Below are 23,264 nucleotides of genomic sequence, written 5' to 3' on the forward strand. Positions count from 1 at the left end.
TTTTATCTCTCCATATGATCCTCCGGCTGTGCCGCCTTGACGCTCAGGCCGCCATCCACCATCAGCAGATGGCCGTTCACCTGCATCGCCTCCTCCGATGCGAGAAAGACGACCGCATCCCCGATCTGGCGGGCCGTGCCGAGCCGCTTCATCGGATTGGCCTCCTCCTCGCGCCGGCGCTGCTCGGGATCGTTCAGAAAATCGGCGCACATATCGGTATCGACGGTGCTCGGCCCGACCGCGTTCACATTGATGTTGAAGCGGCCCAGCTCGATCGCCATTCCTTTCGTCAGCATGTGCGCGCCCGCTTTCGACGCCTGGTAATGCGGAATGACCGGACTGGTTACGACGCGCTCGCAGTTGACAGGACGTTAATAATTTTGCCGTACCGCCGCTCCACCATCCGCTTGGCAGCCCGCTGGGAACAGAGGAAGATCGACTTCAAATTGGTGTTGATCGTGCGGTCCCACGTCTCCTCCGTCGCCTTCAGGAACGGCTCGAACGGCGCCACGCCCGCATTGTTAACCAGAATTTCGACTTCGCCGAGCTCGCGCTCCACCTGCTCGAACATCGCCTCGACCTGCGCCTTGTTGCCGACGTCCGCGCGTACAACGATCGCCCGGCAGCCCAGCGCCTCTACCCGGGCTTTCACTCTCTCGGCAAGCTCGCGCGAGCTTATCGACGTGTAGTTGATGGCGACATGCGCTCCTTCCTCCGCCAGCCGTATGACGATCGCCTCGCCGATGCCCCGGCTGCCTCCGGTGACGAGCGCGATCCGGTCTTTCAAACGCTGCATCTTTCTTTCCACCCTCCCGATTTCAACCTTTACAAGCTCGGACCGATCCGGTTAATGCTAAATTCGCGATGCCCCAATATTTCGGCTTTCGTCAGCTTGCCATCCGCCACCTCGCGAATTTCCCGCTCGATCCTGCGGCCGGCCTCCCTTAGATCGAATGCGCCGGTCAACAAACCGCTGACGTCCACATCCATATTGTCTTCCATTCGGCGGTACATTTGGGCGTTGGCCGTAATTTTGATGACCGGCACGACGGCGGAGCCGGTCGGCGTGCCTCTGCCGGTCGTAAAGCAGACCAAATGCGCGCCTCCCGCAGCCATACCCGATACGCATTCGATGTCATTGCCCGGCGAATCCATAAAGTACAGGCCGCCGTTCGGAATTTGCTCGGCGTACTCGATAACGGCCCGGATCGGCGCGGTGCCGCATTTGCTGATGCAGCCGAGCGACTTCTCCTCGATCGTGGACAGGCCGCCGGCAATATTGCCCGGGCTCGGGTTGCCGCCTCGCATATCGGCGCCGGCGCGCTCGACCTCGCGCTCGAACCGTTCGACGATCGAATAGAGCTTGCTCGAAACGTCCGGCGTCACGCAGCGCTCGGCAAGCAGATGTTCGGCGCCGATAATTTCGGTCGTCTCGCCGATGACGACCGCGCCGCCGTCGGCTATAATCGCATCCGCGGCGACACCCAGCGCCGGATTCGAAGCGAGACCCGAAGTCGCGTCCGAGCCGCCGCATTTGACGCCGATCCGCAGCTTGCTGAACGGCACGTCCACCTTCTCCGCCCGATCCAGCTCCGCCCGCATCCGGCGCGCCAGCTCTACCCCGTGCTGAATCGCTTTGATCGAACCTCCGGCGCTCTGAATGTCGAACCATTCGACCGGTTTGCCCGTCTCGCGGATCGCGTCGGCAAGCGCCTGCGGATCGACCACTTCGCAGCCAAGGCTGACGATCAGCACGGCTCCGACGTTCGGATTGCGTCCCGTTCCCGCCAGCACGTCGAACGTCCGGTCCTTGTCCGCGCCGATCTGGCTGCAGCCGTGCTGGTGCGGAATGGCCACCGTATCCGGCACCATCTGTTCGATGCGGCTGCATACCTGATTCGCGCATATGACCGTCGGGATAATAAGCAAATGATTGCGGATGCCGAAATCGCCGTTGGCGCGCGCATAACCTTTAAACGTTTTCATACCGGCGCTTCTCCTTCCTTTCGGGCTTTGTCTCCCCGCCCGCGAATGCCTTCGATATTATGCACGTGCACGTGATGCCCCGGCTCGATGGCCCGGGTCGCCCGGCCGATCACCTCGCCGTATTTGCGGACGGAATCGCCTTCGGCGATCGGCACAATGGCGATTTTATGCCCGAATGGCACCGCTTCCATAACAGCGATCGTATTGGTTCTTCCTTCGATGGTGTAGCTCAGCGTCTCTCCGGCCTGAAGATCGCGAAGCGCGGTCGCCACGTGATCGACGGCGTTCATCACGATGACATCGGCCCCAACCTGCACATGCTCGGCCATTCGATAGAAGCCTCCTTATCTATCCGGCTGTTTTGCGTTTTCGCGGCTTGCGCATTTTTCCCGGACAGTGTAATGTAGTGTTATCGGTAACTCTACCCTAGCAAAAACAAACTGCCGCTGTCAATGGCTTTTGCGGACCAAATGTCTTTTGCGAACCTTTGAAATAAACGGAGGGAAAAGCGATCGTTACGATATACGATATTGCCAAAAAAGCGAATGTTTCCGCTATGACCGTCTCGCGCGTGATCAACAATACGGGACGAATCAGCGAAAAAACGAGGCTGAAAGTGCAGAAGGTAATGGAGGAGCTTCACTATGTTCCCAATGCGACGGCCCGCAGCCTCGTGCTGCAGCGAACGATGACGCTGTCGCTGCTCATTACCGACATCACGAACCCGTTCTATACGACCGTTGCCCGCGGAGCGGAAGACGCGGCGCGCGAGAACGGCTACAAGCTGCTGCTCGGCAACAGCGACGAAAGCGTCGACAAGGAAAGGGAATATATCGACACGGTATTGTCCACCCGGGTGGACGGCGTCCTGATTACGCCTTCGGGAGACCGTTCGCGTCCCCATCTCGAGACGCTTGCACGGCACGGCATCCCGTTCGTCATCCTCGACCGGGAAGTGCCCGGCATCGCCTGCGATTGCGTATTGGGGGACAGCGTAGGCGGCGCGCGCAAGCTGGTCGATTATTTGATCGGCCTCGGCCACCGGCGGATTGCCCTGGTCAACGGCTCGCCGGAAGTTTCGACGGCCCGGGACCGGCTGGCCGGCTACCGGCAAGCGCTCGCGGAACGCGGCATCGGCTTCGCTCCGGCTTATGTGATGGAATCGAACTACCGGCCCCAGGATGCGGAAGCAGCCGCAGAACGGCTGCAGTCGCTTTCCCCTTCCCCGACCGCCGTTTTCGCCGCCAACAACCTGCTGGCTCTCAGTCTGCTGCAGTCGCTGCGCAAGCGCGGAATCGGGGTGCCGGAAGAGCTGTCGATCGTAACATTCGACGATTTCGGGTATATGTCAGTGCTCGATCCGTTCTTTACGCTGGTGGCCCAGCCGGCTTACGAGTTCGGCCGTCAGGGCATCAGCCTGCTGATCGAGCGGATCGAAAACCGGGACGCTCCCCCTCGGCGCATCGTACTGCCGAACGAGCTGACGACAGGACGTTCCGTGCGTCCGGCTGCGCCTTCGGCGTAAGCAGAACCCAGCATATTCGTAAAGCGCAGCTGACGGGCTGACGCTCACGTCGGCAGCCTGCGCAGCCGGTTCGTCGTCCGAAGCTGTTCGATCGTCGAAGCGCCGATACCGAACATCGTTGCGCGAAGCTCGAATTCGATTCGTTCGAACTGTTCCTCAAGCGGCTCCGTGCCGTCTGAGGAAGCGGCATTTCGGAGCAGCGTCCGCCCGAAACCGGCCAAATCGGCCCCAAGGGCGATCGCTTTCGCCGCTTCGACCCCATCGTGCAGGCCGCCGCTCGCTATAATGTATGCGTCCGGCAACCGGTCACGCACTTCCTTCACGCAGTCGGACGTCGGCAATCCCCAGTCGGCAAACGCTTCCGCCGCTTTGCGGCGAAGCCCGTCCGCCGAGCGAAATTTCTCCACCTGAATCCAGGACGTGCCGCCCGCGCCGGCCACATCGAGAAACGCGACTCCCGCCTCGTGCAAGGCGGCGGCCGTGTCGGCATCGAAGCCGAAGCCGACTTCCTTCACACCGACCGGCACGCCCGCCGTCCGGCACACTTCCGCAATGCGGCGCAGCAAGCCGCCGAAGTTCGTATCTCCTTCGGGCTGAAACAGCTCCTGCATGCCGTTCAGGTGCAGCACCAGCGCATCCGCTTCTGCCAGCTCCACGGCACGGCGGCATTCATCGGCGCCATAGCCGCAATTCAGTTGCACGGCTCCGAGGTTGGCGATAATCGGCGCGTTCGGCGCTTCCTTGCGAACGCGAAAAGTAGCGGCCAACTCTTCCCGCTCGATCGCCGCCCGCATCGAGCCGAGCGCGATGGCCCACCCGCGCGCTTCGGCCGCCTCCGCCAAGCGGCGGTTGATGGAAGCGGCTGCGGCGGTTCCCCCGGTCATGGAACTGACGAGCAGCGGAACGCGCAGCGGCTTGTCCAGAAATCGGGTCTCCGTCCGAATGCTTTCAAAATCCAGCTCCGGCAGCGCATTATGCACGAAGCGATACTTTTCGAATCCGGTCGTAACGCCTTCGCCTTCGACCCGCTCTTCCAGGCAAATCCGGATATGCTCCCCTTTTCGTTTTGCCGTCAGCGCGTCTTCCCTTTTCTCCCGCTGTTCCCGGCCAACGGTCATGATGCCGTCCCTCCTTCGTCATAAATCGGGATTTCCACTATTGCCCGTTCATCATAACGTACCGGCGGCCCTTATCGCAAGGTCGTTATAAATGATCGTTTTAATCATATTTTTGATTATTTTCGTCATTTTCATTGTTGGAATTCCAAACTTCCGTTAAAATAAAGAGTAAGAACAAACAAGATAGGAGTGCCGGAGTATGGAAATCCGCATTTTCGATGATCAAAGCGAGCTGGACCGTTACGCCGCGTCCCTGTTCGCCGAGACGGTGCGCCGGAAGCCCGATGCCGTGCTTGGCCTTGCGACAGGCTCGACACCGATCGGAATTTATGAAAAAATAGTGGAAGAACACCGCAGAGGCCTCTCCTTCCGGGAAGTGACGACTTTTAATCTGGATGAATATGTCGGTCTGCCCCGCAACCACGAGCAAAGCTATTATACGTACATGCAGAAGCATCTGTTTGCCCATATCGACATCCGGCCGGAAAACGTCCATCTGCCGAACGGCACGGCGGACGATCTGGCTGCCGAATGCGCCCGCTACGATGCGCTGCTCGCGAAGCACCCGATCGACATCCAATTGCTCGGGCTCGGCCATAACGGCCATATCGGCTTCAATGAACCGGACGAGTCCTTGATCGGGGAAACGCATGTCGTGGAGCTGAAGAGGGAGACGCTCGAAGCGAACGCCCGTTTCTTCGCCTCGATCCGGGATGTTCCAACCCATGCGGTGACGATGGGAGTCGGCGCCATTCTGCGGGCAAAGACGATTGTGCTTGCGGCGCGCGGCACAGACAAGGCGCGGATTGTGAAGGAAGCGCTGCAGGGTCCGATTACGACGAAATGCCCCGCTTCCCTGCTGCAAACGCATGCCCATGTCATCGTGCTGCTGGACCGCGAAGCGGGGAGGGAATTGGAATGACGAAGCAGTCCCAGGAAAGCTGGCGCATAACCAATGTGCGCATCGTCGCAGATGAGGAAATCATCTCCGGCAGTCTCGTCGTCGCGGAGGGGAAAATCGCGGGCGTCTATCCGGAAGGTTCGGACGTTCCCGCTGCATACGGCGAACTGCCGGTTGTCGATGGCGAAGGCGGCTGGCTGCTGCCCGGTTTCATCGACGTTCACGTGCATGGCGGCAACGGCGCCGAATTTATGGAAGCGAACCGCGAAGCGTTCGACCGCATTACGGCGTTTCACGCCGCGAACGGTACGACCTGCATGCTGGCGACGACGGTGACGGCGCCGCATGACGAAACGGAGGCCGTCATCCGCGAGGTCGCCGCGTACCGTGCCGGCGACATGCCTTATGCCGCGCTCCACGGCGTTCACCTGGAAGGGCCTTTCATCAGCGAGCGCTGGCCTGGCGCGCAAAATCCGGCATACATCGTCGATCCGCAGCCCGCATGGCTGGAGGATTGGATGGCCCGCTGGCCGGATACGATCCGGCTGCTGACGCTCGCCCCCGAACGCCGGGGCGCCGGCGATCTGATCGCCATGCTGGCGGAGCGCGGGGTCATTGTCGCCTGCGGGCATACGGATTCCGGCTACGATGACATCATCGCCGCAGTCGATCGCGGACTAAGCCATGCCGTCCATACGTTCAACGCGATGACGCCGCTTCACCACCGCAAGCCGGGCACGGTCGGAGCGGTGCTGACCGATCCGCGCATCTGCGCGGAAGTAATTGCGGACGGCCATCACGTTCATCCCGCCGCCATCCGGCTTCTCGTCGCCGCGAAGCCGGCCGACAAGCTGCTGCTCATCACGGACGCGATGGCGGCGGCCGGCCTGCCCGACGGCGAGTACAAGCTCGGCGAGCTTCCCGTTGTCGTGAAAGATGGAGCCGCGCGTTTGAAGGATGGCGACACGCTCGCCGGCAGCACCTTGACGATGATCGGCGCGCTCCGCTTTATGGTCGAACAAGTAGGGGTCAGCGTGCAGGACGCAAGCCGGATGGCAAGCGGCAATCCGGCGAAGCAGCTCGGCATCGCCGACCGGACCGGCCGCATCGCGCCGGGATTGCAGGCCGACCTCGTATGGACGGACGAACGTTTCGCCGTTCGCCAGACATGGGTGAAGGGCCGTACGGTCGCCCGCGCTTGAACATTACCGAAACGACGAAGGACTGTCCCGAAGCCGATTCGAACCGCCCCCTTTACGATAAGGGGAGCGTATCAATCAGGCGGAAGGACAGTCCTTTATTATGGATTTTATAACCGGACAGGGCTTAACCGTTATCGCCGTCTGCGGCGATATGGACGGCGATGCCGCTCGTTCGGACCGCCTCCAGCAGCTCGGACGGCAGCGGCGCATCCGTAATGCAGACCTGCACGCCGGACAGCGGCGCGATCGAGAACAGCGATGTTTTGCCTACCTTGGAATGGTCGAACAGCACATAGGTCGCTTGGGAGCGGGCAATGAGCGCTTTGGCGATCTGGGCTTCCTGCTCGGAATACGTCGTAATGCCTCCGGCTGCGGAAATGCCGTCCACGCCGATGAACATTTTCCCGATATTCAACCGGCTTACGGTATCCTCCCCGAGCGGCCCGCACAGCTCGAAGCTGTTGTGGCGCATGATGCCGCCTGTGACGAGAACCTGGATATCGCTTCCGGCCAGCTCCATCGCAATGTTGACGGCGTTCGTGACGACCGTTATTCCTTTTCTCGTCTTCAGCAGCTTGGCGAGCAGGTACGTTGTCGTGCCTCCCGACAGTCCGACGACATCGCCTTCGGCAATGAGCGTCGAAGCCAGTCTGGCGATCCGCTCCTTCTCCAGGTAGGATAGCCCCTGCCGTTCGGAAAACGCCAAGTCGCGGGCGGCGTTCCATCCGTCGTACATGGCTCCGCCGATCGTACGAATGATCGGCTCCGTCTTCTCCAGCAGCTCCAGATCGCGCCGGGCGGTCGCCTCCGAACAGCCGAACCGGTCCACCATCTCTTGTACGGTAATTCGTCCTTGACGTTTGAGCAGCTCCATCACCGCTTCCCGGCGGCGATGGCTGCGGGACGATTGCGTTTCAGCCATTTTTACCTTTCCACCCATGCCTCGTTGTTGAGCCGCTGCTCCACAAGCGGCCATTCCGGCAGCGCTTCCCAATCCCCGCGCATCTGAACGACGAGCGAACCGACGATGCTGGCCAGCCGCACCGCTTCCTCCGGCGGCATTCCTTTCAAAATGCCGGCCAGAAAACCGGCGCAAAACCCGTCGCCCGCGCCGACCGTATCGACAACCCGCTCCGCCGGATAAAACGGCACTTCGGTGCGCTGCCCGCGATTCAGCACGATCGTCCGGTCGTCTTTGCCTTTAATGACCGTAACGGCCTTAAGCGCCGACAGCTTGTCCGCAATCGTCCCGAAATCGTCGCTGTCGTAAAGCAGACGAAGCTCGTCCCAACCGGGAAGAAAATAGTCGGCCTCTTCCGCCAGCGGCAGCAGCGTCTGCCGCGCCTCCTCGATCGTCCACAGCTTGAGCCGCAGATTCGGGTCGAAACAGACGGCGACGCCGGCTTCTCTGGCGATACGGACCGCTTCCCGCACGGTGGCCCGGCATTCCGGACTAAGCGCAGCCGTAATGCCCGTCACATGCAAAATTTTGCTGCCGCGTATATAATCGGCGTCCAGATGCTCCGGGCGCATCCGGCTGGCGGCGGAATGCTTGCGATAGTAGTGGACGGCAAGCTTGCCGGCAACCGTCTCGCGAAACATCAGACCGGTCGGCGCCTCGCCGTCCAGGCGAACGCGCGAAACGTCGACGCCCTCTCCGCGCAGCGTCTTCTTGATTATTCTGCCGAACGGATCGTCGCCGAGAACGCCGAACCAGCCGGCCGATACGCCGAGCCGGACGGCTCCGATCGCCACATTGCTTTCGGCCCCGCCGAAGCTTTGCTCCAGAAGCGCCGACCGTTCCAGCGCCCGATGCTCCGGCGGCATGAAAAGCCCCATCGTTTCCCCAAAAGTCACCAAATCCGGCGATAGCTGCTGTTTCAACTGCTTCTTCCTCCCTGCCCCGTCTGTGCCGTTCCCCGGTCAAGCCGTCAGAACGGAAATTTCATCAAATAAATAATGACGAGATACATAATGAGTACGGCGAAGCTCATTGCCCGCGCTTTGGCGATATAGGCCGTTGCGCTCCGGTTTTCGCGGATCGAGCCGACAATTTGCTTGAGCGGCTTGCTCATCATGCCGGAAACGGCCGCGATGCCGAGGAAGAGCACCGTCACGAGCACCATCCACAGCGGCGAATAGTTGCCCTGGGACATAATGTAGCCGCCTGTCAGCAATTGCACGACCAAAAATATTGTGCGATCCGGTTGGCGGAAGACAAGCCTTCGGCCAAACCTTCCTGGCCGCCTCCAGCCAGCTTGGGCGCCTTGCCGAGAAGCACCGGCAGCACGATGTAAAATCCCATGCCGACAGCGCCGAGCAAGTGCAAAACCACATGACATTAGACACTGTTTCATCCTCCTACAGGCATTCTTATGTCCAGTATACTCGAACCCGGCGGGAAACTCAAAAACGAACGGACGAACGGACGAACGTACGGAACGGATTCCATGCGCGAATTTCCTGCGCGGATTCCATGCGCGATTCCCTGCGGGCTCTTTCGGGACGGCATCAGCCGCGGCGAAGCCCGTACTTGCAGATGACGCCATGGATGGCGAAATAGGGAATGTCGTCGGGAAGCGCGTCCTTGATCGGGCGAAGCCGGTCCGCGCCGAGCGCTCTTACCGTATCCAAAATCTGCTGCTCCCGATCCGGAGGCACGATTCGTTCCCAGTCCACCGCATGCCCTTCTTCGGCGCACCGGATAATATGTCCTTCCACCGTCACCTTGCTCAAACCTCTCGCGCGCGATCGCTTCGACGGTGTGCCCCGCCCGGAACATCTCCAGCGTCCGGATATGGCTCGGGCCTTCCTCTTCCGTCCTCGCCGAAGGCGCGTCCGCATCCGGAAGCGGCATCCGCATTCCTCCGTCCGCATCGCCGCTCCTTTCCGCATCGGCGAAGCGCCGGGTAATCGCCAGCACCTCTTCCCCGTATTTTGCGGCTTTCGCGGCGCCGACTCCTTTCACGCCCAGCAGCTCATCGGCCGTAACCGGCAGCCGTTCGGCCAATTCGCGCAGCGTCGCGTCGAAGAACAGCATGAACGGCGGAATGCCTTCCCTTGCCGCCGCTTCCTTCCGCCATTGGCGCAGCGCCTCGAAGGCCGGCGAGGCGGCGGCCGGATCGGACGACGAGCGCCTTACGGTCGCTCTCACCCGCTGCATGACACGCTCGGAACCGTCAAGCACAGGCAGCGCGCGCGCCGTCAGCGAGACCGTCGGATAAGCCCCTTCGCTCATCTTCAAATACCCTTCCGCCACAAGCCAGTACAGCCAGTCGGCGATTTCCTTCTCCGGCCATTCCCTTAGCAGGCCGTATGTCGACAGGCGGTCGAGACCGAATTCCAGCAGCCGCTTGTCACGCGAGCCTTTCAGCACTTTGGCCGCCATCGTGACGCCGAACCGCCCTTTCATTCTGCCGACGCAGGACAGCGCCTTCTGCGCTTCCGTCGTCCGGTCGACGAGTTCGCTCTTGTCCAGACAATTGCTGCACTTGCCGCACGGAGGCACATCCTCTTCGCCGAAATACGCGACGATCGCCTGCTGCAGGCAGCGCTGCGTGCGGCAATAGTTCATCATCTGGTACAGCTTCGACAGCTGAATCGATTTGCGCGTCTCGTCGCCCGCTCCTTGCTCGATCAAATAGCGCTGGACCTGAATGTCTTGCGGCTCGAACAGCAGCACGCATTCGCTTTCCTCCCCGTCGCGTCCGGCTCTTCCGGCTTCCTGGTAATACGATTCCAGATCGCCGGGCATTTGCCAATGCAGCACAAAGCGGACATTCGGCTTGTCGATGCCCATTCCGAACGCATTGGTCGCCACCATGACGCGAATCTCGTCGAAGCGGAATTTCTCCTGCGCGGCCGTTCTTTCGTCGTCGCTCATTCCGCCGTGATACTTGCCCGCCGCAATGCCCGCCGCGAGCAGCTCCGCATGCACCTGATCGGCTTCCTTGCGGGTCGCCGTATAGATGATGCCGGGCTGCTCCGCCCTTTCCGCCAGAAAACGTTGCAGAAACGCCTTTTTCCCGGTCCCGCTGACGACGGACAGCGACAAATTCGGGCGGGCGAACCCCGTCACATAAATGTTGGGCGAGCGCAGCCCCAACATCCGCGCGATATCCGCGGACACTTCCGGCGTAGCGGTGGCCGTGAAACCGGCGACGACCGGCCGGTTCGGCATCCGGGAGATCCATTCGGCCAGCTGCCGGTAGCTCGGGCGAAAATCATGCCCCCATTGGGATACGCAATGGGCTTCGTCGATCGCGATAAGCGGAATATGCATCCGCTCGGCCAGCGAAGCGAACATCGGCGCGTCCATCCGCTCCGGCGCGATATAGAGCAGCTTGTAATCGCCCTGCAGCGCGTGCCGCATCACGTCCCGGTATTCGGCGGCGCCGAGCGAGCTGTTCAGGAAAGCGGCCGGCACATCGAGCCGGTTCAGCGCATCCACCTGGTCTTTCATAAGCGAGATGAGCGGCGAAACGACTACCGTCGTGCCGGGCAGCAGCATGGCGGGAATTTGATAACAGACCGATTTCCCGCCGCCGGTCGGCAGGATGGCCAGCGTATCCCGTCCCGCGAGAATGCCTTCGATAATGTCCTCCTGCCCTTTGCGGAACGAGTCGTAGCCGTATATGCGCTTCAGCGCCGCCCTAGCCTGGTCAAGCATCGCGTTCCTTTCCTCCTTTCCTCCGCAAAAACGGAAGGACCCCGGCAGTAAGCTGTCAGGGTCCTCTGTATCAAGAATAGCTTGAACGGCTCGATCGCGGCCGCAACTTAGCCGGTAATGACCTTGATGACGCTGCGCACCGATTCGGCCGATTTGTCCAGCGCGGCTTTCTCTTCGCTCGTCAGCTCCAGCTCGAATACTTTCTCGATGCCGTCGCCGCCGAGAATGACCGGCACGCCCATGAACAGGTTTTCGTAGCCGTATTCGCCTTGGAGCAAGGCGATAACCGGCAAAATCCGCTTCTTGTCCTTGAGGATCGCCTCGGTCATTTGCACCAGTGATGCGGCCGGCGCATAGTAGGCGCTGCCGTTGCCGAGCAGGTTGACGATCTCGCCGCCGCCGACGCGGGTGCGCTGCACGATCGCTTCGATCCGGTCAGCCGGGATCAGCTTCTCGATCGGAATTCCTCCGACGTTCGAATAGCGGACGAGCGGCACCATGTCGTCGCCGTGGCCGCCAAGCACGAAACCGCGGACGTCTTCCACCGATACGTTCAGCTCCTGCGCGATAAAAGTGCAGTAACGGGCGGTGTCGAGCACGCCGGACTGGCCGATCACGCGGTTTTTCGGGAAGCCGAGCGTCTGGTAAGCGACATAGGTCATCGCGTCGACCGGGTTGCTCAGAATGATCACGTAAGCGTTCGGGCTGGTCGCCTTTACGTTCTCGCAGACGGAACGGACGATGCCGGCATTCGTGTTGACGAGATCGTCGCGGCTCATGCCGGGCTTGCGGGCGATGCCGGCCGTAATGATCACAATGTCGGAATCTTTCGTTTCATCATAGCTGGACGTCCCGATAATGTTGGCATCGCAGCCTTGCACCGGCGTCGACTCCAGCATGTCGAGCGCTTTGCCTTTGGTCGGATTTTCAAGCTGCGGAATATCGACGAGCACGATATCGCCGAGTTCCTTCTGCGCGAGCATCAATGCGGTTGTCGCACCGGTGAAGCCGGCGCCCACGATAGTAATTTTTTGCGTTTGATCGCCACGGTCGACCACCTCCGTATGGTGGAATGGATAGGACAAAAAGCGGGCCGCCGGTTTGACGGACGGCCCAGCCGCTTTACATGTTTTTAATGACTTCGTCGGCGAATTCCGAGCACTTGACTTCCTTCGCGCCTTCCATGAGACGGGCAAAGTCGTACGTGACGGTTTTGTTGTTGATCGCCGTTTCCATCCCTTTGTAGATCAGCTCGGCCGCTTCCAGCCAGCCCAGATGCTCAAGCATCATGACGCCGGACAGAATGACGGAACCGGGGTTGACGACGTCCTTGTCCGCATATTTCGGGGCGGTGCCGTGCGTCGCTTCGAAGATAGCATGTCCGGTCACATAGTTGATATTCGCGCCCGGCGCAATGCCGATGCCGCCGACTTGCGCAGCCAGCGCATCAGACAGATAGTCGCCGTTCAGGTTGAGCGTCGCGATAACGTCGAAGTCGGTCGGACGCGTCAGCACTTGCTGCAGGGCGATATCGGCGATGGCGTCCTTGATGATGATTTTGCCTGCCGCGATCGCTTCGTCCTGCGCCTTGTTGGCGGCCTCGACGCCTTCGGCTTCCTTGATGCGGTCGTATTGGCCCCAGGTGAAGGTTTTGTCCGGGAACTCCTGCTCGGCTACTTCATAGCCCCAGTTTTTGAACGCGCCCTCGGTAAATTTCATGATGTTGCCTTTATGGACGAGCGTTACCGACTTGCGGCCGTGCTTGATCGCATATTCGATAGCGGCGCGCACCAGACGCTTCGAGCCTTCGGACGATACCGGCTTGATGCCGATGCCGGACGTTTCCGGGAAGCGGATCTTCTTCACGCCCATTTCCTTCTGCAGAAACTCGATCACTTTCTTCACTTCGGGCGAGCCCGACTGGTACTCGATGCCCGCGTAAATGTCCTCGGTGTTTTCGCGGAAAATGACCATGTTGACCAGATCCGGACGTTTTACCGGCGAAGGCACGCCTTTGAAGTAACGGACCGGACGGAGACATGTATACAGGTCAAGCTCCTGGCGAAGCGCGACGTTCAGGGAACGAATGCCGCCGCCGATCGGCGTCGTGAGCGGGCCCTTGATCGCCACGATATATTCGCGGATCACTTCCAGCGTGTCGTTCGGCAGCCATTCGCCGTAAGTATTATAGGCTTTTTCGCCGGCATACACTTCATACCATGCCAATTTTTCTCGCCTTTATACGCTTTCTCTACCGCGGCATCGAGCACCCGCTTGGAAGCGCGCCAAATGTCGCGGCCTGTGCCGTCGCCCTCGATGAACGGAATGACGGGGTTATTCGGTACCTGAAGTTTGCCGTTGTCGATCGTAATTTTCTCGCCTTCGGTCGGAAGGGCGTATTTTTCAAGTTTCATCGTAAAAAGTCCTCCTTATCCTTGCGTGAATAGGCTGTATCCTGTCGCCATGCCGATTCCGGACAAAGCGGGGAATCCCCGCCTTCTTCCCGAAAGCCGGCTTCTTACCGCTGTTCGATCGGCACGTAACGCTGGTTGACCGGTCCTACGTATTCGGCGCGCGGACGGATCAGACGGTTGTCGCTGTACTGCTCCAAAATGTGAGCCGTCCAGCCCGATACGCGGCTGATCGCAAAAATCGGGGTGAACAGATCCCGCGGAATGCCGAGCGACGTATAGACGGAAGCGGAATAGAAGTCGACGTTCGGCTTCAGCCCCTTCTGTCCCGTTACCAGCTCTTCGATCTTGACGGACATTTCGTACAGCTCCAGATTGCCCGTCAGCTCGCCAAGCTCGCGGGACATCTTCTGCAGATGCTTCGCGCGGGGATCGCCGTTCTTGTACACCCGATGGCCGAAGCCCATAATTTTTTCCTTGTTGTTCAGCTTGTTCGTGATGTAGGCTTCGACGTTATCGATCGAACCGATCTCCTCGAGCATGACCATGACGGCTTCGTTCGCCCCGCCGTGCAGCGGTCCTTTCAGGGCGCCGATCGCCGAGGTCACGCCGGAGTAAATGTCGGAGAGCGTCGCGACCGTGACGCGGGCGGCGAACGTCGAGGCGTTCAGCTCGTGGTCGGCATGCAGCACGAGCGCCTGATCGAGCGCTTTCACAGCCACTTCTTTCGGCTCTTCCCCGGTCAGCATATACAGGAAGTTATGTGCGATCGATACGCCTTTCTTCGGCGCAACCGGCGCTTTGCCTTCGCGAATGCGGGCAAAAGCGGCGACGATCGTCGGAAGCTTGGCCTGCAGCTTGATCGCTTTGTCGAGATTCGCTTCAGCGGACATGTCGCCCGCCGCTTCGTCGTAGAGAGCAAGCGCGGAAACGGCGGAACGAAGCGCGGCCATGGCGTTCGTGCCGTCAGGATACAGCTTGATCTGCTCGATAATTTCGGCCGGGATGGGCGCGTATTCGTCAAGCCGGCTGCGCAGTTCGGCAAGCTGCGACGCTGTCGGCAGCTTGCCGTGCCAAAGAAGATAGGCAACTTCTTCGAACGTAGCATGCGCCGCAAGGTCGTCGATATTGATACCGCGATACGTCAGTACGCCGTCAATAATGGAGCTGATGGATGACGTCGTAGCGACGATTCCCTCCAGACCTTTGGTTGCTGTCATTTTTCTCTCTCCTTTTACGATCGGAATTCTGTCTAAAATATAAAGTTATTCGATACACAGTCGTCTTTTATATAATAAAGTATTTTGTCGACGAAGTGAACTGAAAGGGGCATAAAATTGATTTATCGACACCATAAAGTTTTTTGTGATGCATAAACCGCTCCTGACGTCGTCATTCATGCACCTGTTCGCAAACGTATTCTGGAAAATATCCCGATTCATTGCTTTCGAGTCCCGGCAAGCTTCGCCTCGGACGGGCGCGTTCGGCCGGCATCGAAATGGGTCTTGCCGTTTCGATGCTAATACGGAGACAAGCCGCATATGTAATTAGAGAGGGACTTGTACGGTTCGAAGGAGGGATGCCCCATGGAACGATACATATGGTCCCGGCTTATGCGCGCCGGCTGGGTGGCGGCTTGCGCGGCGGCGATCGTCCTGGCGGTGCGATATGTGACGCCGCTTATTTATCCGTTTATTATCGCCTGGCTGCTGGCCTATGCGCTGCAGCCGTTCGTCGGCGCGCTGCAGCGCCGCGCCAGACTGCCCCGCTGGCTGGCCGTTACGATCGCGTTGCTCGTGTGCATCTCCTCCCTGCTCGTCGTACTCGCCGCGCTGATCACGCGCATCGTCGCGGAAGTCGTCAACTTGTCCGGATCGGTCGAGAACGTGATCCGGTGGTGGCGGGAGCAGTTCGACCGCTTCGTCTCCTCGCCGGAAATCCAGATGCTCATCCGCCAGCTCTCATCCTTCTACAACGAGCATCCCGATTATCGCAGAACGATCAACGACAGCATCTTCAAATCGGCCGACATCCTGACGGATATCAGCACCTCGATCGTCGGACTGTTTTTCAAACGGTGCGCCTGATGCTGACATCGTTGCCGAATGTCGCCACCCTGCTCGTCATTATCGTGCTGGCGGCGTTCTTCATCAGCAAGGACTGGTCCAGACACGCCGAGCGCATCGGCGGCTGGCTTCCCTCCGGCATCCGAATGACGAGCGGCGCGGTCTGGGCCGATTTGCAGCACGCGATTACCGGGTACATTCGCGCCCAGCTGCTGCTGATCTCGATCACGGCCACGGCGATCACCGCCGGCTTGATCATTCTTCGCGTGGAATATGCGCTAACGATCGGCATTCTGATCGGTCTCGTCGACCTGCTCCCGTACCTGGGCGTAGGCGCGGTCATGATTCCGTGGATCGCCTACAAATGGTTGTACGGCGACGTCACCCTCGCCATCGGCCTGTCCGTCCTGTACGGCATCGTGCTGATCGCCCGGCAAATGATCGAGCCGAAAGTGATGGCAAGCACGCTCGGGGTCGATCCGCTGTTTCTGCTGATCGCCATGTTTGCCGGCCTGCAGCTGCTCGGCGTGCCCGGGCTGATCGTCGCGCCGATCGCGCTCGTCTTCGTGACGGCGCTGCACCGCGCCAATGTCTTTCGCGACCTGATCCGTTATATTATGGGAGACAAACGGTAAGCTTATCCGCCGCTACCAGCGGCGAAGCGTGACCGAGCCGTCCCGCATCCGCTTCTCCAGCCAGCGCAGCATCGCGTTGCGAAACAGCGGACGGGTCGCCGGGAAGAGCAGCGCGATGCCGAGCAGATCGCTCAGAAAGCCCGGCAGCATAAGCAGCAAGCCCCCGAGCGCCACGCACAGGCCGTCCAGCATCGCCCGGCCGGGAATGATGCCTTGCTGCATCTGAAGCTGCGCCTCCCGCCACACTTTGCGTCCTTCCGCCTGCGCAAGCCAGGCGCCCAGCACGCCGGTGAGCAGGATGACGCCGAACGTCGTCCAGCCTCCGATCCAGTCGCTCATCTGCAATATGCCCCACAGCTCGATAACCGGAACGAGCACCAGAGCGGCCAGCAGCCATTTCGCGTTTCCACGCGCGCCGTATCTCCGTTTGGCCATCACGCTTCCTCCTCGCGATTCGCGCGTTCCGGCGCAAGCAGCCGCGACAGGTCCGGCAGCAGCTTGTCCGGCCGGACAGGACGCCACTGCGAGTTGACCCAGACGTGGCGGGTGCCCCCCTCCGCAAGCAGTTCGCCCGGTAGATCGGCATCGCTGGCAACGAAAGAAGGCAGCCGCATCGCTTCCGGTTCCGCGATGCGGCGAACCTGGGAATCGAACGCGATCCGCACGCTCGAGCTTTCGGCGACGCGGGTGCAGATGACGACGGTATCGTCGTATCGGGCCGGTTGGATGTATCGGCAGCGCAGCTCGACCACCGGCAGCAGCAGACCGCGCTCTTCGATCGCCGCATACGTCAATCCGGCGGCGCGGATCAGCTCCGTCCGGCCGATTTCGAACCATGTCGCGTAATTCGCATGGAATACGACGCCCATCCGATCCGTTTCCTGATAGCGCACCCGGATCGAATGGAGATGCCAGTTGAACAATGATGGTGTCGACATGACGCGCGTTATCCGCTCCTTTCCGGTCTGGCCGCCAGCCAGCAAAGATCAATCCGACAGAGGAAGAGCGACGGCGCCGGCGCGCCATCGCTCCAACGCGGACCTTGAAGCGCGGTCCGCACGCTATTCTCCTCAGCTTGTCCCTTCGGAGTCGCGTAAAGGTTACATTACTTTGGACTGACCGGTATATATCACGCCCGTTTCAGCGTATACGGTCACTTCCATGCCGTCATGGAACAGCTCGAGCGCGTTCTCGATGCCGAGTACGACAGGTATGCCGAGGTTCAGGCCAACGACGGCCGCATGGCTCGTAATGCCGCCCTGTTCCGTAATGACCGCCGCCGCCTTCTCGAAAGCGGCCATCATCTCCTTGTCCGTCGATACGGTCACAAGTATCGAGCCTTCCGTCGTCTTGGCGACCGCCTCCTGCGGAGTGCGCGCCACGACGACTTTGCCCGTCGCCGTCTGGCTGCCGATGCCCTGACCTTTGGCCACCAGCTCGCCGATATGATGGATTTTGATCAAATTCGTCGTTCCCGAGCGGCCGACCGGTACGCCCGCCGTAATAACGACGGTATCGCCAAGACTGAGCAGTCCGGTTTCCATGGCGCCCTTAACGGCAATTTCGAACATTTCGTCGGTCGTTCCGGCGTTTTTGCCCTTAACCGGGATAACGCCCCAAATGAGTGCCAGACGGCGCATCACATAATCATTCGGCGTCACGGCGATGACCGGCGCCTTCGGCCGGTATTTCGAGACCATGCGCGCCGTAAATCCGCTCTCCGTCGACGTAATGATCGCCTTCGCGTTCAGATCGAGCGCCGAATTCGCGACAGCCTGGCTGATCGATTCCGTTACGGAAGTTTGCTGGGCGATGGCCTGTTTCGTAAAGATTTCACGGTATTCCAGCGCCGCTTCGGCGCGCTCGGCAATCCGGGACATCGTCAGCACCGATTCGACCGGATATTTGCCGGCCGCGGTTTCGCCCGACAGCATGATCGCGTCGGTGCCGTCGAAAATCGCGTTGGCCACGTCGCTTGCTTCGGCGCGGGTCGGCCGCGGGTTGCGCTGCATCGAATCGAGCATTTGGGTCGCCGTAATGACCGGCTTGCCGGCTCGGTTGCATTTTCGATCATCAGCTTCTGCACGAGCGGCACTTCTTCGGCCGGAATTTCGACGCCAAGGTCGCCGCGCGCGACCATCAGGCCGTCGGACACCTCGAGTATTTCATCGAGATTGTCAACGCCCTGCTGGTTTTCGATCTTGGAAATGATTTGAATATGCCCGGCGTTATGCCGTTCCAGCAGTTCACGGATTTCCAGCACGTCGCTTGCTTTGCGGACAAACGATGCGGCAATGAAGTCGATGCCCTGTTCGATCCCGAACACGATGTCGCTTGCGTCCTTCTCGGTAATTCCCGGCAGCGAAATATGTACGCCCGGCACATTGACGCCTTTCTTGCTCTTGATCTGTCCTCCGTTCCTGATGCGGCATTTGATCTCCGTTCCCTGTATGTCCTCGACCGTAAGGCCGATCAGGCCGTCGTCGATCAAAATCGTCGAACCGATGGACACATCGTTCGGCAAGTTGGCGTACGTAATCGGAATGCGGTTTTTGTCGCCCAAAATTTCTTCCGTCGTCAGCACGATATATTCGTCCTGCACGAGCTCGATCGGCTCTTCTTTCAGCTTGCCGAGCCGGATCTCCGGCCCTTTCGTATCGAGCAGAATCGCAACCGTTTTCCCGAGCTCGGCCGCCGCCTGGCGGATGTTCCGAATCCGGTTGCCGTGCTCTTCGAAATCGCCGTGGGAAAAATTAAGGCGGGCGACGTTCATCCCCGCTTCAATCAGTTTCCGGGTGTTTTCGAGCGACTCGCTGGACGGGCCGATGGTACATACAATCTTCGTTTTGCGCATAGTTATCGTTTCCTCCGTTTGCTGCTTGCTTTGCAATTTCTATCTATCTGTTAACGATACACGATTCCGCGCAGCTTGTACAGGAGCGGAACCGGCGGCCGTCATGTCCTCGCCGATTCGGAAAGCGAATCGGCGGCGCCTTCCGCGCTCTCCGGCACGTCGGCGTCGGGCCGCTCGTCCATCCGCAGTCCGGGTTCCGCCGCGGCCGCTTCCGCCTTGCCGGATATGCCGGATTCTTCGGCCGGATGCGCTCCGGATGCCTGCGGCCGATCGTAAGTCCGCTCTTCCCCGGCAGCGCTGTCGCTTTGAACCGGCTCTTCGCGGAATCGGCCGATGCGGCGAAACTTGTTGTAGCGGTCCGCGATCAGCTCCTCCCGCGACATCGCCGACAGCTCGGCCAGATGGCGGACGATCGAAGCTTTGATATACTCGGCCTGAAGTGCCAGATCGCGGTGAGCGCCGCCTTTGGGCTCGGGCACGATCTCTTCGATGACGCCGAGTTCTTTCAAATCTTTGGCCGTAATCTTCATCGCTTCCGCGGCCTGATCGGCTCTTGAGGCGTCCTTCCAAAGAATCGACGCGGCGCCGTTCGGCGAAATAACGGAATAGATCGCATTCTCCAGCATCACGACGCGATTGCCGACGCCCAGCGCCAGCGCGCCGCCGCTGCCGCCCTCCCCGATGACAACGCATACGATCGGCACGCCAAAAGTAGCCATCTCCCGCAAATTGCGGGCGATCGCTTCGGATTGTCCCCGTTCCTCCGCCGTATCCCCCGGATATGCGCCCTTCGTATCGATGAAGGTGATGATCGGCCGGTTGAATTTGTCCGCCTGCTGCATCAGGCGCAGCGCCTTGCGGAATCCTTCCGGATGGGGGCTGCCGAAGAAGCGCGCGATGTTGTCGCGCGTATCCTTGCCCCGCTGATGGCCGATAACGGTTACCGGCACGCCGTCAAGCTTGGCCAGCCCGCCCACGATCGCCAGATCGTCGGCGAACAGACGGTCGCCGTGCAATTCGATGAAATCCGTAAATATCGTCTGAATGTAGTCAAGCGTCGTCGGCCGTTGATGATGGCGGGCCATATGCATTTTTGCGCCGGGGACAACTCGCTGTACAGCTCGTCTTCCAGCTGCTTGCACCGCTGCTCCAAACGCTCGATCTCTTCCGTGAAGTCGATTCCCTTCTCCTCGCCGAACCGTTTCAGCTCGGCGATCTTCTGGCGCAAGTCGCTCAGCGGCTTCTCGAATGGAAGTTCACCCGCCATTGGACACGTCCCCCCTTACGGTATGCATGTCGAGAAGCTTGATCAGCATCGTTCTCATGTCTTTGCGGTGAACGACTTTGTCAAGCTGTCCATGCTGCAGGTTAAATTCGGCCGTCTGGAAGTTGTCCGGCAATTTCTGACGAATCGTTTGTTCGATCACGATGCGCCCGGCAAAGCCGACCAGCGCGCCGGGCTCGGCCAAATTGTAGTCGCCGAGACTCGCGAAGCTGGCGGTTACGCCTCCCGTCGTCGGATCCGTCATCACAGAAATGTAAAGCCCGCCGTCCCCTTGGAACCTGGCGAGCGCAGCGCTCGTTTTCGCCATTTGCATCAGACTCAGAATGCTCTCCTGCATCCGGGCCCCCCCGGAGGTGGAAAAGATGACGAGCGGAAGTTTGGCGTTATGCGCGTATTCGATCGCCCGGGTAATTTTCTCCCCGACGACCGAGCCCATGCTGCCGGTAAAAAGTCGAAGCTCATGACGGCGACGACGACCGGAAAACCGCCGATCGCCCCCTGGCCGGTCACGACCGCATCGCGCAAGCCCGACTTCTGCTTCTGCTGCTCCAGCTTGGCGGCATAGCCCGGAAAGCCGAGCGGATCTACCGATTCCATGCCGGCGTCGAATTCCTGAAGCTCGCCCCCGTCCAGCGTCATGGCGATTCGTTCCCAGGCATTAAGCCGGAAATGGTACCCGCAGGAAGAGCATACTTTCAAGTTTTTTTCCAGTTCTTTGCTGTATTGGATGGTGCCGCATTTCGGGCACTTATTCATCAATCCTTCCGGAATGTCCCGTTTGGGGCGCTCCGAAGGGATCGTGGCGTATTTCCGTTTCTGAAACAAGTCCTTTAACACTAGCGACACCTCTCAAGGGCGAGAAAGTGATGGATCAGGCCGTCAGGAATGGAGAATGGAGTTTAGCACTTCTTGCACTTCGTCCAGTTCGCCGGAGGGAACCAGGATTTCAAATTGCTGCTTGGAGAGATTGATCGGACGCACCTGAACCAGAAATCCTTCTTCCGTAAGCCTGCTTCGAATACTTTCCGCGATTTTTGCCGTTGGCGCAATATAAATGACCGTCCACATGAAAGGCACCCTCCTACAAAACCGTCGGTATCAGGCCATATGCTGACATAATGATAGCACAAGACCTCTTTTCGCCGCAACAGAAGGCAGCGGCTCCGAACGGTCCCGGGAAGGGCGGGTACGGTTCCGGAATGCTGCCGCGAGACGCCGGATGAAGGACGGAAGCGGACCTGCCGACGACCGGATTGCAGCGCCTCGCTTTCTTTCCGCTCCAGGCAAAAATGATTTACGGCGAACCGGGTATGTCGTATTTTTGCGCTTTCGGATCCTGGTGAGCGATCCTTGCCGATGCGGCGGCCGCCAGCCCGGCTACAAGATCGTCCAGAAAGACGTGTATTTGCCCGCCCTTTCCGTTGAGCTGCCGAATGATGCCCGGCTTGACTTTGTCCAGATAGCCGAAGCTTGTCAGCCCGATCATCCCGTATACGTTCGTAATGCCGAGCGCCAGCGTTTCGTCGACGCCATAGAGCGACTCGTCCGCTTCCATAATCGATTGCAGCGGCTCCGGCAGCAGCCGCTTTTCGGCCAGTTCGTCCAGCGCGATCCCCGTAAACAGCACATATTGCACCTCGCGTTTGGACAGCACCGCCACGACGCTTTCCCTGCATTCGTCTATCGATAAGTCGGCGTTGTACGGCCGTTGCAGCGAGTACACGATTTCCGCCACATCGTCGAGTCCGACTCCCCGTTCTTTCAGCCAATTTTCAATACCCGATATCAAGCGCATCCCTCCGTATCAGATGGCGGCAACCGCTTGCCAGATTTGTCCCGTGTCTCCTAAATGTATGCACGAATATCGGAATCTGTGCCAACAAAGTGGCCGGCCGGAAACAAATTTTATCGGGAACGCGCAAAAGGCGGCGCTTGGGCGCTGCGGCAAGATTTGGCGGGATAAAACGGAAGCCGCCCGGGCGCGTCTCACCGTGCGGAGAAACGCGCCCGGGCGGCATTGCCGGGAGAGCGGCAGGAGGCGCCGACGCGCCTGGGCATTGCGCGGGCCCGGTACGGACGACGGATGCGCCGTTACGGCGTTGCCGTCGGCGCCGGCGCTGGCAGCGCAGGGGAACTGTGCAGCTTGGTACAGACACTGCCGCTGGCACCGTGCTGGCCGCACTGTCACTGCGCTGCCGCTGCACCGTGCTGGCACGCCGGGCCACTGCGCGGCCCGGCACAGGCGCTGGACGCGCCATCACTGTGCTGCCGACGGTACCGGCGACGGACGCGCCGTCACGTTCCAGCCGGCGGCGTCAGCGCACGACGACCGCGCCTTCGCCGAGCAGCGCCTCGATCGCGCGAAACAGCTCGGGCGACGGCCGGACGCGGTAGCTGTCGCTGAGCGCCAGCGTGCGCTGTTCGCGCTCATAGAACAGCACCGTGTCGAGCGGGCCGGCATGACCGGCCAGCAGCGACTTGAGCCGCGCCAGCGTCTCGGGATTTTCGCGCGGCGCGGCGATCTTGATGTACACCCGCTGCCTTCTCGGCGCAGCGGGTGTACGCGCGGGGCGCGGCGCGGCCCCGGCCCCGGCCCGCACCGCCGCCGCTCG

General features: G+C 60.3%; 20 protein-coding genes and 6 pseudogenes. 5 read left to right on the top strand and 21 right to left on the bottom strand.

Annotated features, from left to right (window positions below; translation table 11 throughout):
• Positions 1-2 precede the first annotated feature (2 nt).
• The 3 genes and pseudogenes from PACILC2_RS19980 to PACILC2_RS19990 all read right to left on the bottom strand — a co-directional run bounded on the left by PACILC2_RS19980 (position 3) and on the right by PACILC2_RS19990 (position 2,315).
• Positions 3-796: pseudogene (locus PACILC2_RS19980) on the bottom strand (SDR family NAD(P)-dependent oxidoreductase).
• Between the two features lie 29 nt (positions 797-825).
• Positions 826-1,986: a UxaA family hydrolase gene (locus PACILC2_RS19985; protein WP_062491782.1), complete on the bottom strand. Its 1,161-nt coding sequence runs from the start codon at positions 1,984-1,986 to the stop codon at positions 826-828.
• Positions 1,983-2,315, bottom strand: a complete 333-nt coding sequence (locus PACILC2_RS19990) for a UxaA family hydrolase (protein WP_062491780.1) — start codon at positions 2,313-2,315, stop codon at positions 1,983-1,985. The genes PACILC2_RS19985 and PACILC2_RS19990 overlap by 4 nt, the downstream gene beginning before the upstream one ends.
• 182 nt (positions 2,316-2,497) lie before the next feature.
• On the opposite strand from PACILC2_RS19990, the gene PACILC2_RS19995 reads away from it, so the two are divergent.
• Positions 2,498-3,511, top strand: a complete 1,014-nt coding sequence (locus tag PACILC2_RS19995) for a LacI family DNA-binding transcriptional regulator (RefSeq protein ID WP_213530428.1) — start codon at positions 2,498-2,500, stop codon at positions 3,509-3,511.
• A 44-nt stretch (positions 3,512-3,555) separates the two neighbouring features.
• Here the strand turns inward: PACILC2_RS19995 and fni are convergent, their stop codons facing one another.
• On the bottom strand, positions 3,556-4,629 hold the full coding sequence (gene fni, locus PACILC2_RS20000; RefSeq protein WP_213530419.1) for a type 2 isopentenyl-diphosphate Delta-isomerase: 1,074 nt from the start codon (positions 4,627-4,629) through the stop codon (positions 3,556-3,558).
• A gap of 199 nt (positions 4,630-4,828) precedes the next feature.
• Between fni and nagB the strand changes: the two genes are divergently transcribed.
• On the top strand, positions 4,829-5,551 hold the full coding sequence (nagB, locus tag PACILC2_RS20005) for a glucosamine-6-phosphate deaminase (protein ID WP_062491773.1): 723 nt from the start codon (positions 4,829-4,831) through the stop codon (positions 5,549-5,551).
• Positions 5,548-6,732 carry an N-acetylglucosamine-6-phosphate deacetylase gene (nagA, locus tag PACILC2_RS20010; RefSeq protein WP_062491771.1) on the top strand — a complete coding sequence of 395 codons (1,185 nt, stop codon included), beginning with the start codon at positions 5,548-5,550 and terminating at the stop codon, positions 6,730-6,732. Before nagB ends, nagA begins: the two co-directional genes overlap by 4 nt.
• Before the next feature lie 124 nt (positions 6,733-6,856).
• Here the strand turns inward: nagA and PACILC2_RS20015 are convergent, their stop codons facing one another.
• The 9 genes and pseudogenes from PACILC2_RS20015 to citZ all read right to left on the bottom strand — a co-directional run bounded on the left by PACILC2_RS20015 (position 6,857) and on the right by citZ (position 15,032).
• Positions 6,857-7,654: a DeoR/GlpR family DNA-binding transcription regulator gene (locus PACILC2_RS20015; RefSeq protein ID WP_062491770.1), complete on the bottom strand. Its 798-nt coding sequence runs from the start codon at positions 7,652-7,654 to the stop codon at positions 6,857-6,859.
• A gap of 2 nt (positions 7,655-7,656) precedes the next feature.
• Positions 7,657-8,616 carry a sugar kinase gene (locus PACILC2_RS20020; RefSeq protein WP_062491768.1) on the bottom strand — a complete coding sequence of 320 codons (960 nt, stop codon included), beginning with the start codon at positions 8,614-8,616 and terminating at the stop codon, positions 7,657-7,659.
• Between the two features lie 47 nt (positions 8,617-8,663).
• The gene (locus PACILC2_RS20025) at positions 8,664-8,921 is read right to left on the bottom strand and encodes a hypothetical protein (RefSeq protein WP_244863674.1); all 258 of its coding nucleotides are present in this window, start codon (positions 8,919-8,921) and stop codon (positions 8,664-8,666) included.
• A complete protein-coding gene (locus PACILC2_RS27330) occupies positions 8,903-9,055 on the bottom strand; it encodes a hypothetical protein (RefSeq protein ID WP_244863675.1) in 153 nt (50 codons plus the stop codon). The genes PACILC2_RS20025 and PACILC2_RS27330 overlap by 19 nt, the downstream gene beginning before the upstream one ends.
• Positions 9,056-9,243: 188 nt before the next feature.
• Entirely contained in the window at positions 9,244-9,627 is a 384-nt protein-coding gene (locus PACILC2_RS28915; RefSeq protein ID WP_307860662.1) for a helix-turn-helix domain-containing protein, read from the bottom strand.
• Positions 9,628-9,697: 70 nt separating this feature from the next.
• A pseudogene (gene recQ / locus PACILC2_RS20030) lies at positions 9,698-11,401 on the bottom strand (DNA helicase RecQ); the annotation flags it as partial.
• A 107-nt stretch (positions 11,402-11,508) separates the two neighbouring features.
• Positions 11,509-12,486, bottom strand: a complete 978-nt coding sequence (mdh, locus tag PACILC2_RS20035; RefSeq protein ID WP_244863676.1) for a malate dehydrogenase — start codon at positions 12,484-12,486, stop codon at positions 11,509-11,511.
• A gap of 37 nt (positions 12,487-12,523) precedes the next feature.
• A pseudogene (gene icd, locus PACILC2_RS20040) lies at positions 12,524-13,815 on the bottom strand (NADP-dependent isocitrate dehydrogenase).
• A 104-nt stretch (positions 13,816-13,919) separates the two neighbouring features.
• Complete coding sequence (gene citZ, locus PACILC2_RS20045) at positions 13,920-15,032, bottom strand: citrate synthase (protein ID WP_062491760.1); 1,113 nt, start codon at positions 15,030-15,032, stop codon at positions 13,920-13,922.
• Between the two features lie 366 nt (positions 15,033-15,398).
• On the opposite strand from citZ, the gene PACILC2_RS28080 reads away from it, so the two are divergent.
• Both PACILC2_RS28080 and ytvI read left to right on the top strand, forming a co-directional pair.
• Entirely contained in the window at positions 15,399-15,899 is a 501-nt protein-coding gene (locus tag PACILC2_RS28080; protein ID WP_280515352.1) for an AI-2E family transporter, read from the top strand.
• Entirely contained in the window at positions 15,899-16,513 is a 615-nt protein-coding gene (gene ytvI / locus PACILC2_RS28085) for a sporulation integral membrane protein YtvI (protein ID WP_504739389.1), read from the top strand. The genes PACILC2_RS28080 and ytvI overlap by 1 nt, the downstream gene beginning before the upstream one ends.
• A gap of 12 nt (positions 16,514-16,525) precedes the next feature.
• Here the strand turns inward: ytvI and PACILC2_RS20055 are convergent, their stop codons facing one another.
• From PACILC2_RS20055 to PACILC2_RS20090, 8 genes and pseudogenes are all read right to left on the bottom strand, one after another.
• Positions 16,526-16,948 (bottom strand): FxsA family protein, encoded by a 423-nt coding sequence (locus PACILC2_RS20055; protein WP_213530423.1) that lies wholly within the window; start codon positions 16,946-16,948, stop codon positions 16,526-16,528.
• Complete coding sequence (locus tag PACILC2_RS20060) at positions 16,948-17,451, bottom strand: acyl-CoA thioesterase (RefSeq protein ID WP_213530424.1); 504 nt, start codon at positions 17,449-17,451, stop codon at positions 16,948-16,950. Before PACILC2_RS20060 ends, PACILC2_RS20055 begins: the two co-directional genes overlap by 1 nt.
• A 162-nt stretch (positions 17,452-17,613) precedes the next feature.
• Positions 17,614-19,367, bottom strand: a pseudogene (gene pyk / locus PACILC2_RS20065) (pyruvate kinase).
• 101 nt (positions 19,368-19,468) lie between these two features.
• A pseudogene (gene accA, locus PACILC2_RS20070) lies at positions 19,469-20,634 on the bottom strand (acetyl-CoA carboxylase carboxyl transferase subunit alpha).
• A pseudogene (gene accD / locus PACILC2_RS20075) lies at positions 20,624-21,489 on the bottom strand (acetyl-CoA carboxylase, carboxyltransferase subunit beta). The pseudogenes accA and accD overlap by 11 nt, the downstream one beginning before the upstream one ends.
• 42 nt (positions 21,490-21,531) lie before the next feature.
• Positions 21,532-21,720, bottom strand: coding sequence for a hypothetical protein (locus PACILC2_RS20080; protein ID WP_062491748.1), 189 nt, complete (start codon positions 21,718-21,720; stop codon positions 21,532-21,534).
• 226 nt (positions 21,721-21,946) lie between these two features.
• Positions 21,947-22,447: a phosphatidylglycerophosphatase A family protein gene (locus PACILC2_RS20085; RefSeq protein ID WP_062491746.1), complete on the bottom strand. Its 501-nt coding sequence runs from the start codon at positions 22,445-22,447 to the stop codon at positions 21,947-21,949.
• Between the two features lie 520 nt (positions 22,448-22,967).
• Positions 22,968-23,264 (bottom strand): hypothetical protein (locus PACILC2_RS20090; RefSeq protein WP_213530426.1); only part of this gene is annotated, 297 nt, incomplete at its 5' end.

It is taken from the genome of Paenibacillus cisolokensis, assembly GCF_018403665.1.
Lineage (GTDB): Bacteria > Bacillota > Bacilli > Paenibacillales > Paenibacillaceae > Paenibacillus_AH > Paenibacillus_AH cisolokensis.

Coding starts and splice junctions, on each gene's coding strand:
- nagB (WP_062491773.1), top strand. CDS start 4,829: ATGGAAATCCGCATTTTCGATGATCAAAGCGAGCTGGACCGTTACGCC.
- PACILC2_RS28080 (WP_280515352.1), top strand. CDS start 15,399: ATGGAACGATACATATGGTCCCGGCTTATGCGCGCCGGCTGGGTGGCG.
- fni (WP_213530419.1), bottom strand. CDS start 4,629: ATGACCGTTGGCCGGGAACAGCGGGAGAAAAGGGAAGACGCGCTGACG.
- PACILC2_RS20055 (WP_213530423.1), bottom strand. CDS start 16,948: ATGGCCAAACGGAGATACGGCGCGCGTGGAAACGCGAAATGGCTGCTG.
- PACILC2_RS28915 (WP_307860662.1), bottom strand. CDS start 9,627: ATGCGGAAAGGAGCGGCGATGCGGACGGAGGAATGCGGATGCCGCTTC.
- PACILC2_RS19990 (WP_062491780.1), bottom strand. CDS start 2,315: ATGGCCGAGCATGTGCAGGTTGGGGCCGATGTCATCGTGATGAACGCC.
- PACILC2_RS20015 (WP_062491770.1), bottom strand. CDS start 7,654: ATGGCTGAAACGCAATCGTCCCGCAGCCATCGCCGCCGGGAAGCGGTG.
- nagA (WP_062491771.1), top strand. CDS start 5,548: ATGACGAAGCAGTCCCAGGAAAGCTGGCGCATAACCAATGTGCGCATC.
- PACILC2_RS20085 (WP_062491746.1), bottom strand. CDS start 22,447: ATGCGCTTGATATCGGGTATTGAAAATTGGCTGAAAGAACGGGGAGTC.
- citZ (WP_062491760.1), bottom strand. CDS start 15,032: ATGACAGCAACCAAAGGTCTGGAGGGAATCGTCGCTACGACGTCATCC.
- PACILC2_RS20060 (WP_213530424.1), bottom strand. CDS start 17,451: ATGTCGACACCATCATTGTTCAACTGGCATCTCCATTCGATCCGGGTG.
- ytvI (WP_504739389.1), top strand. CDS start 15,899: ATGCTGACATCGTTGCCGAATGTCGCCACCCTGCTCGTCATTATCGTG.
- PACILC2_RS19985 (WP_062491782.1), bottom strand. CDS start 1,986: ATGAAAACGTTTAAAGGTTATGCGCGCGCCAACGGCGATTTCGGCATC.
- PACILC2_RS20080 (WP_062491748.1), bottom strand. CDS start 21,720: ATGTGGACGGTCATTTATATTGCGCCAACGGCAAAAATCGCGGAAAGT.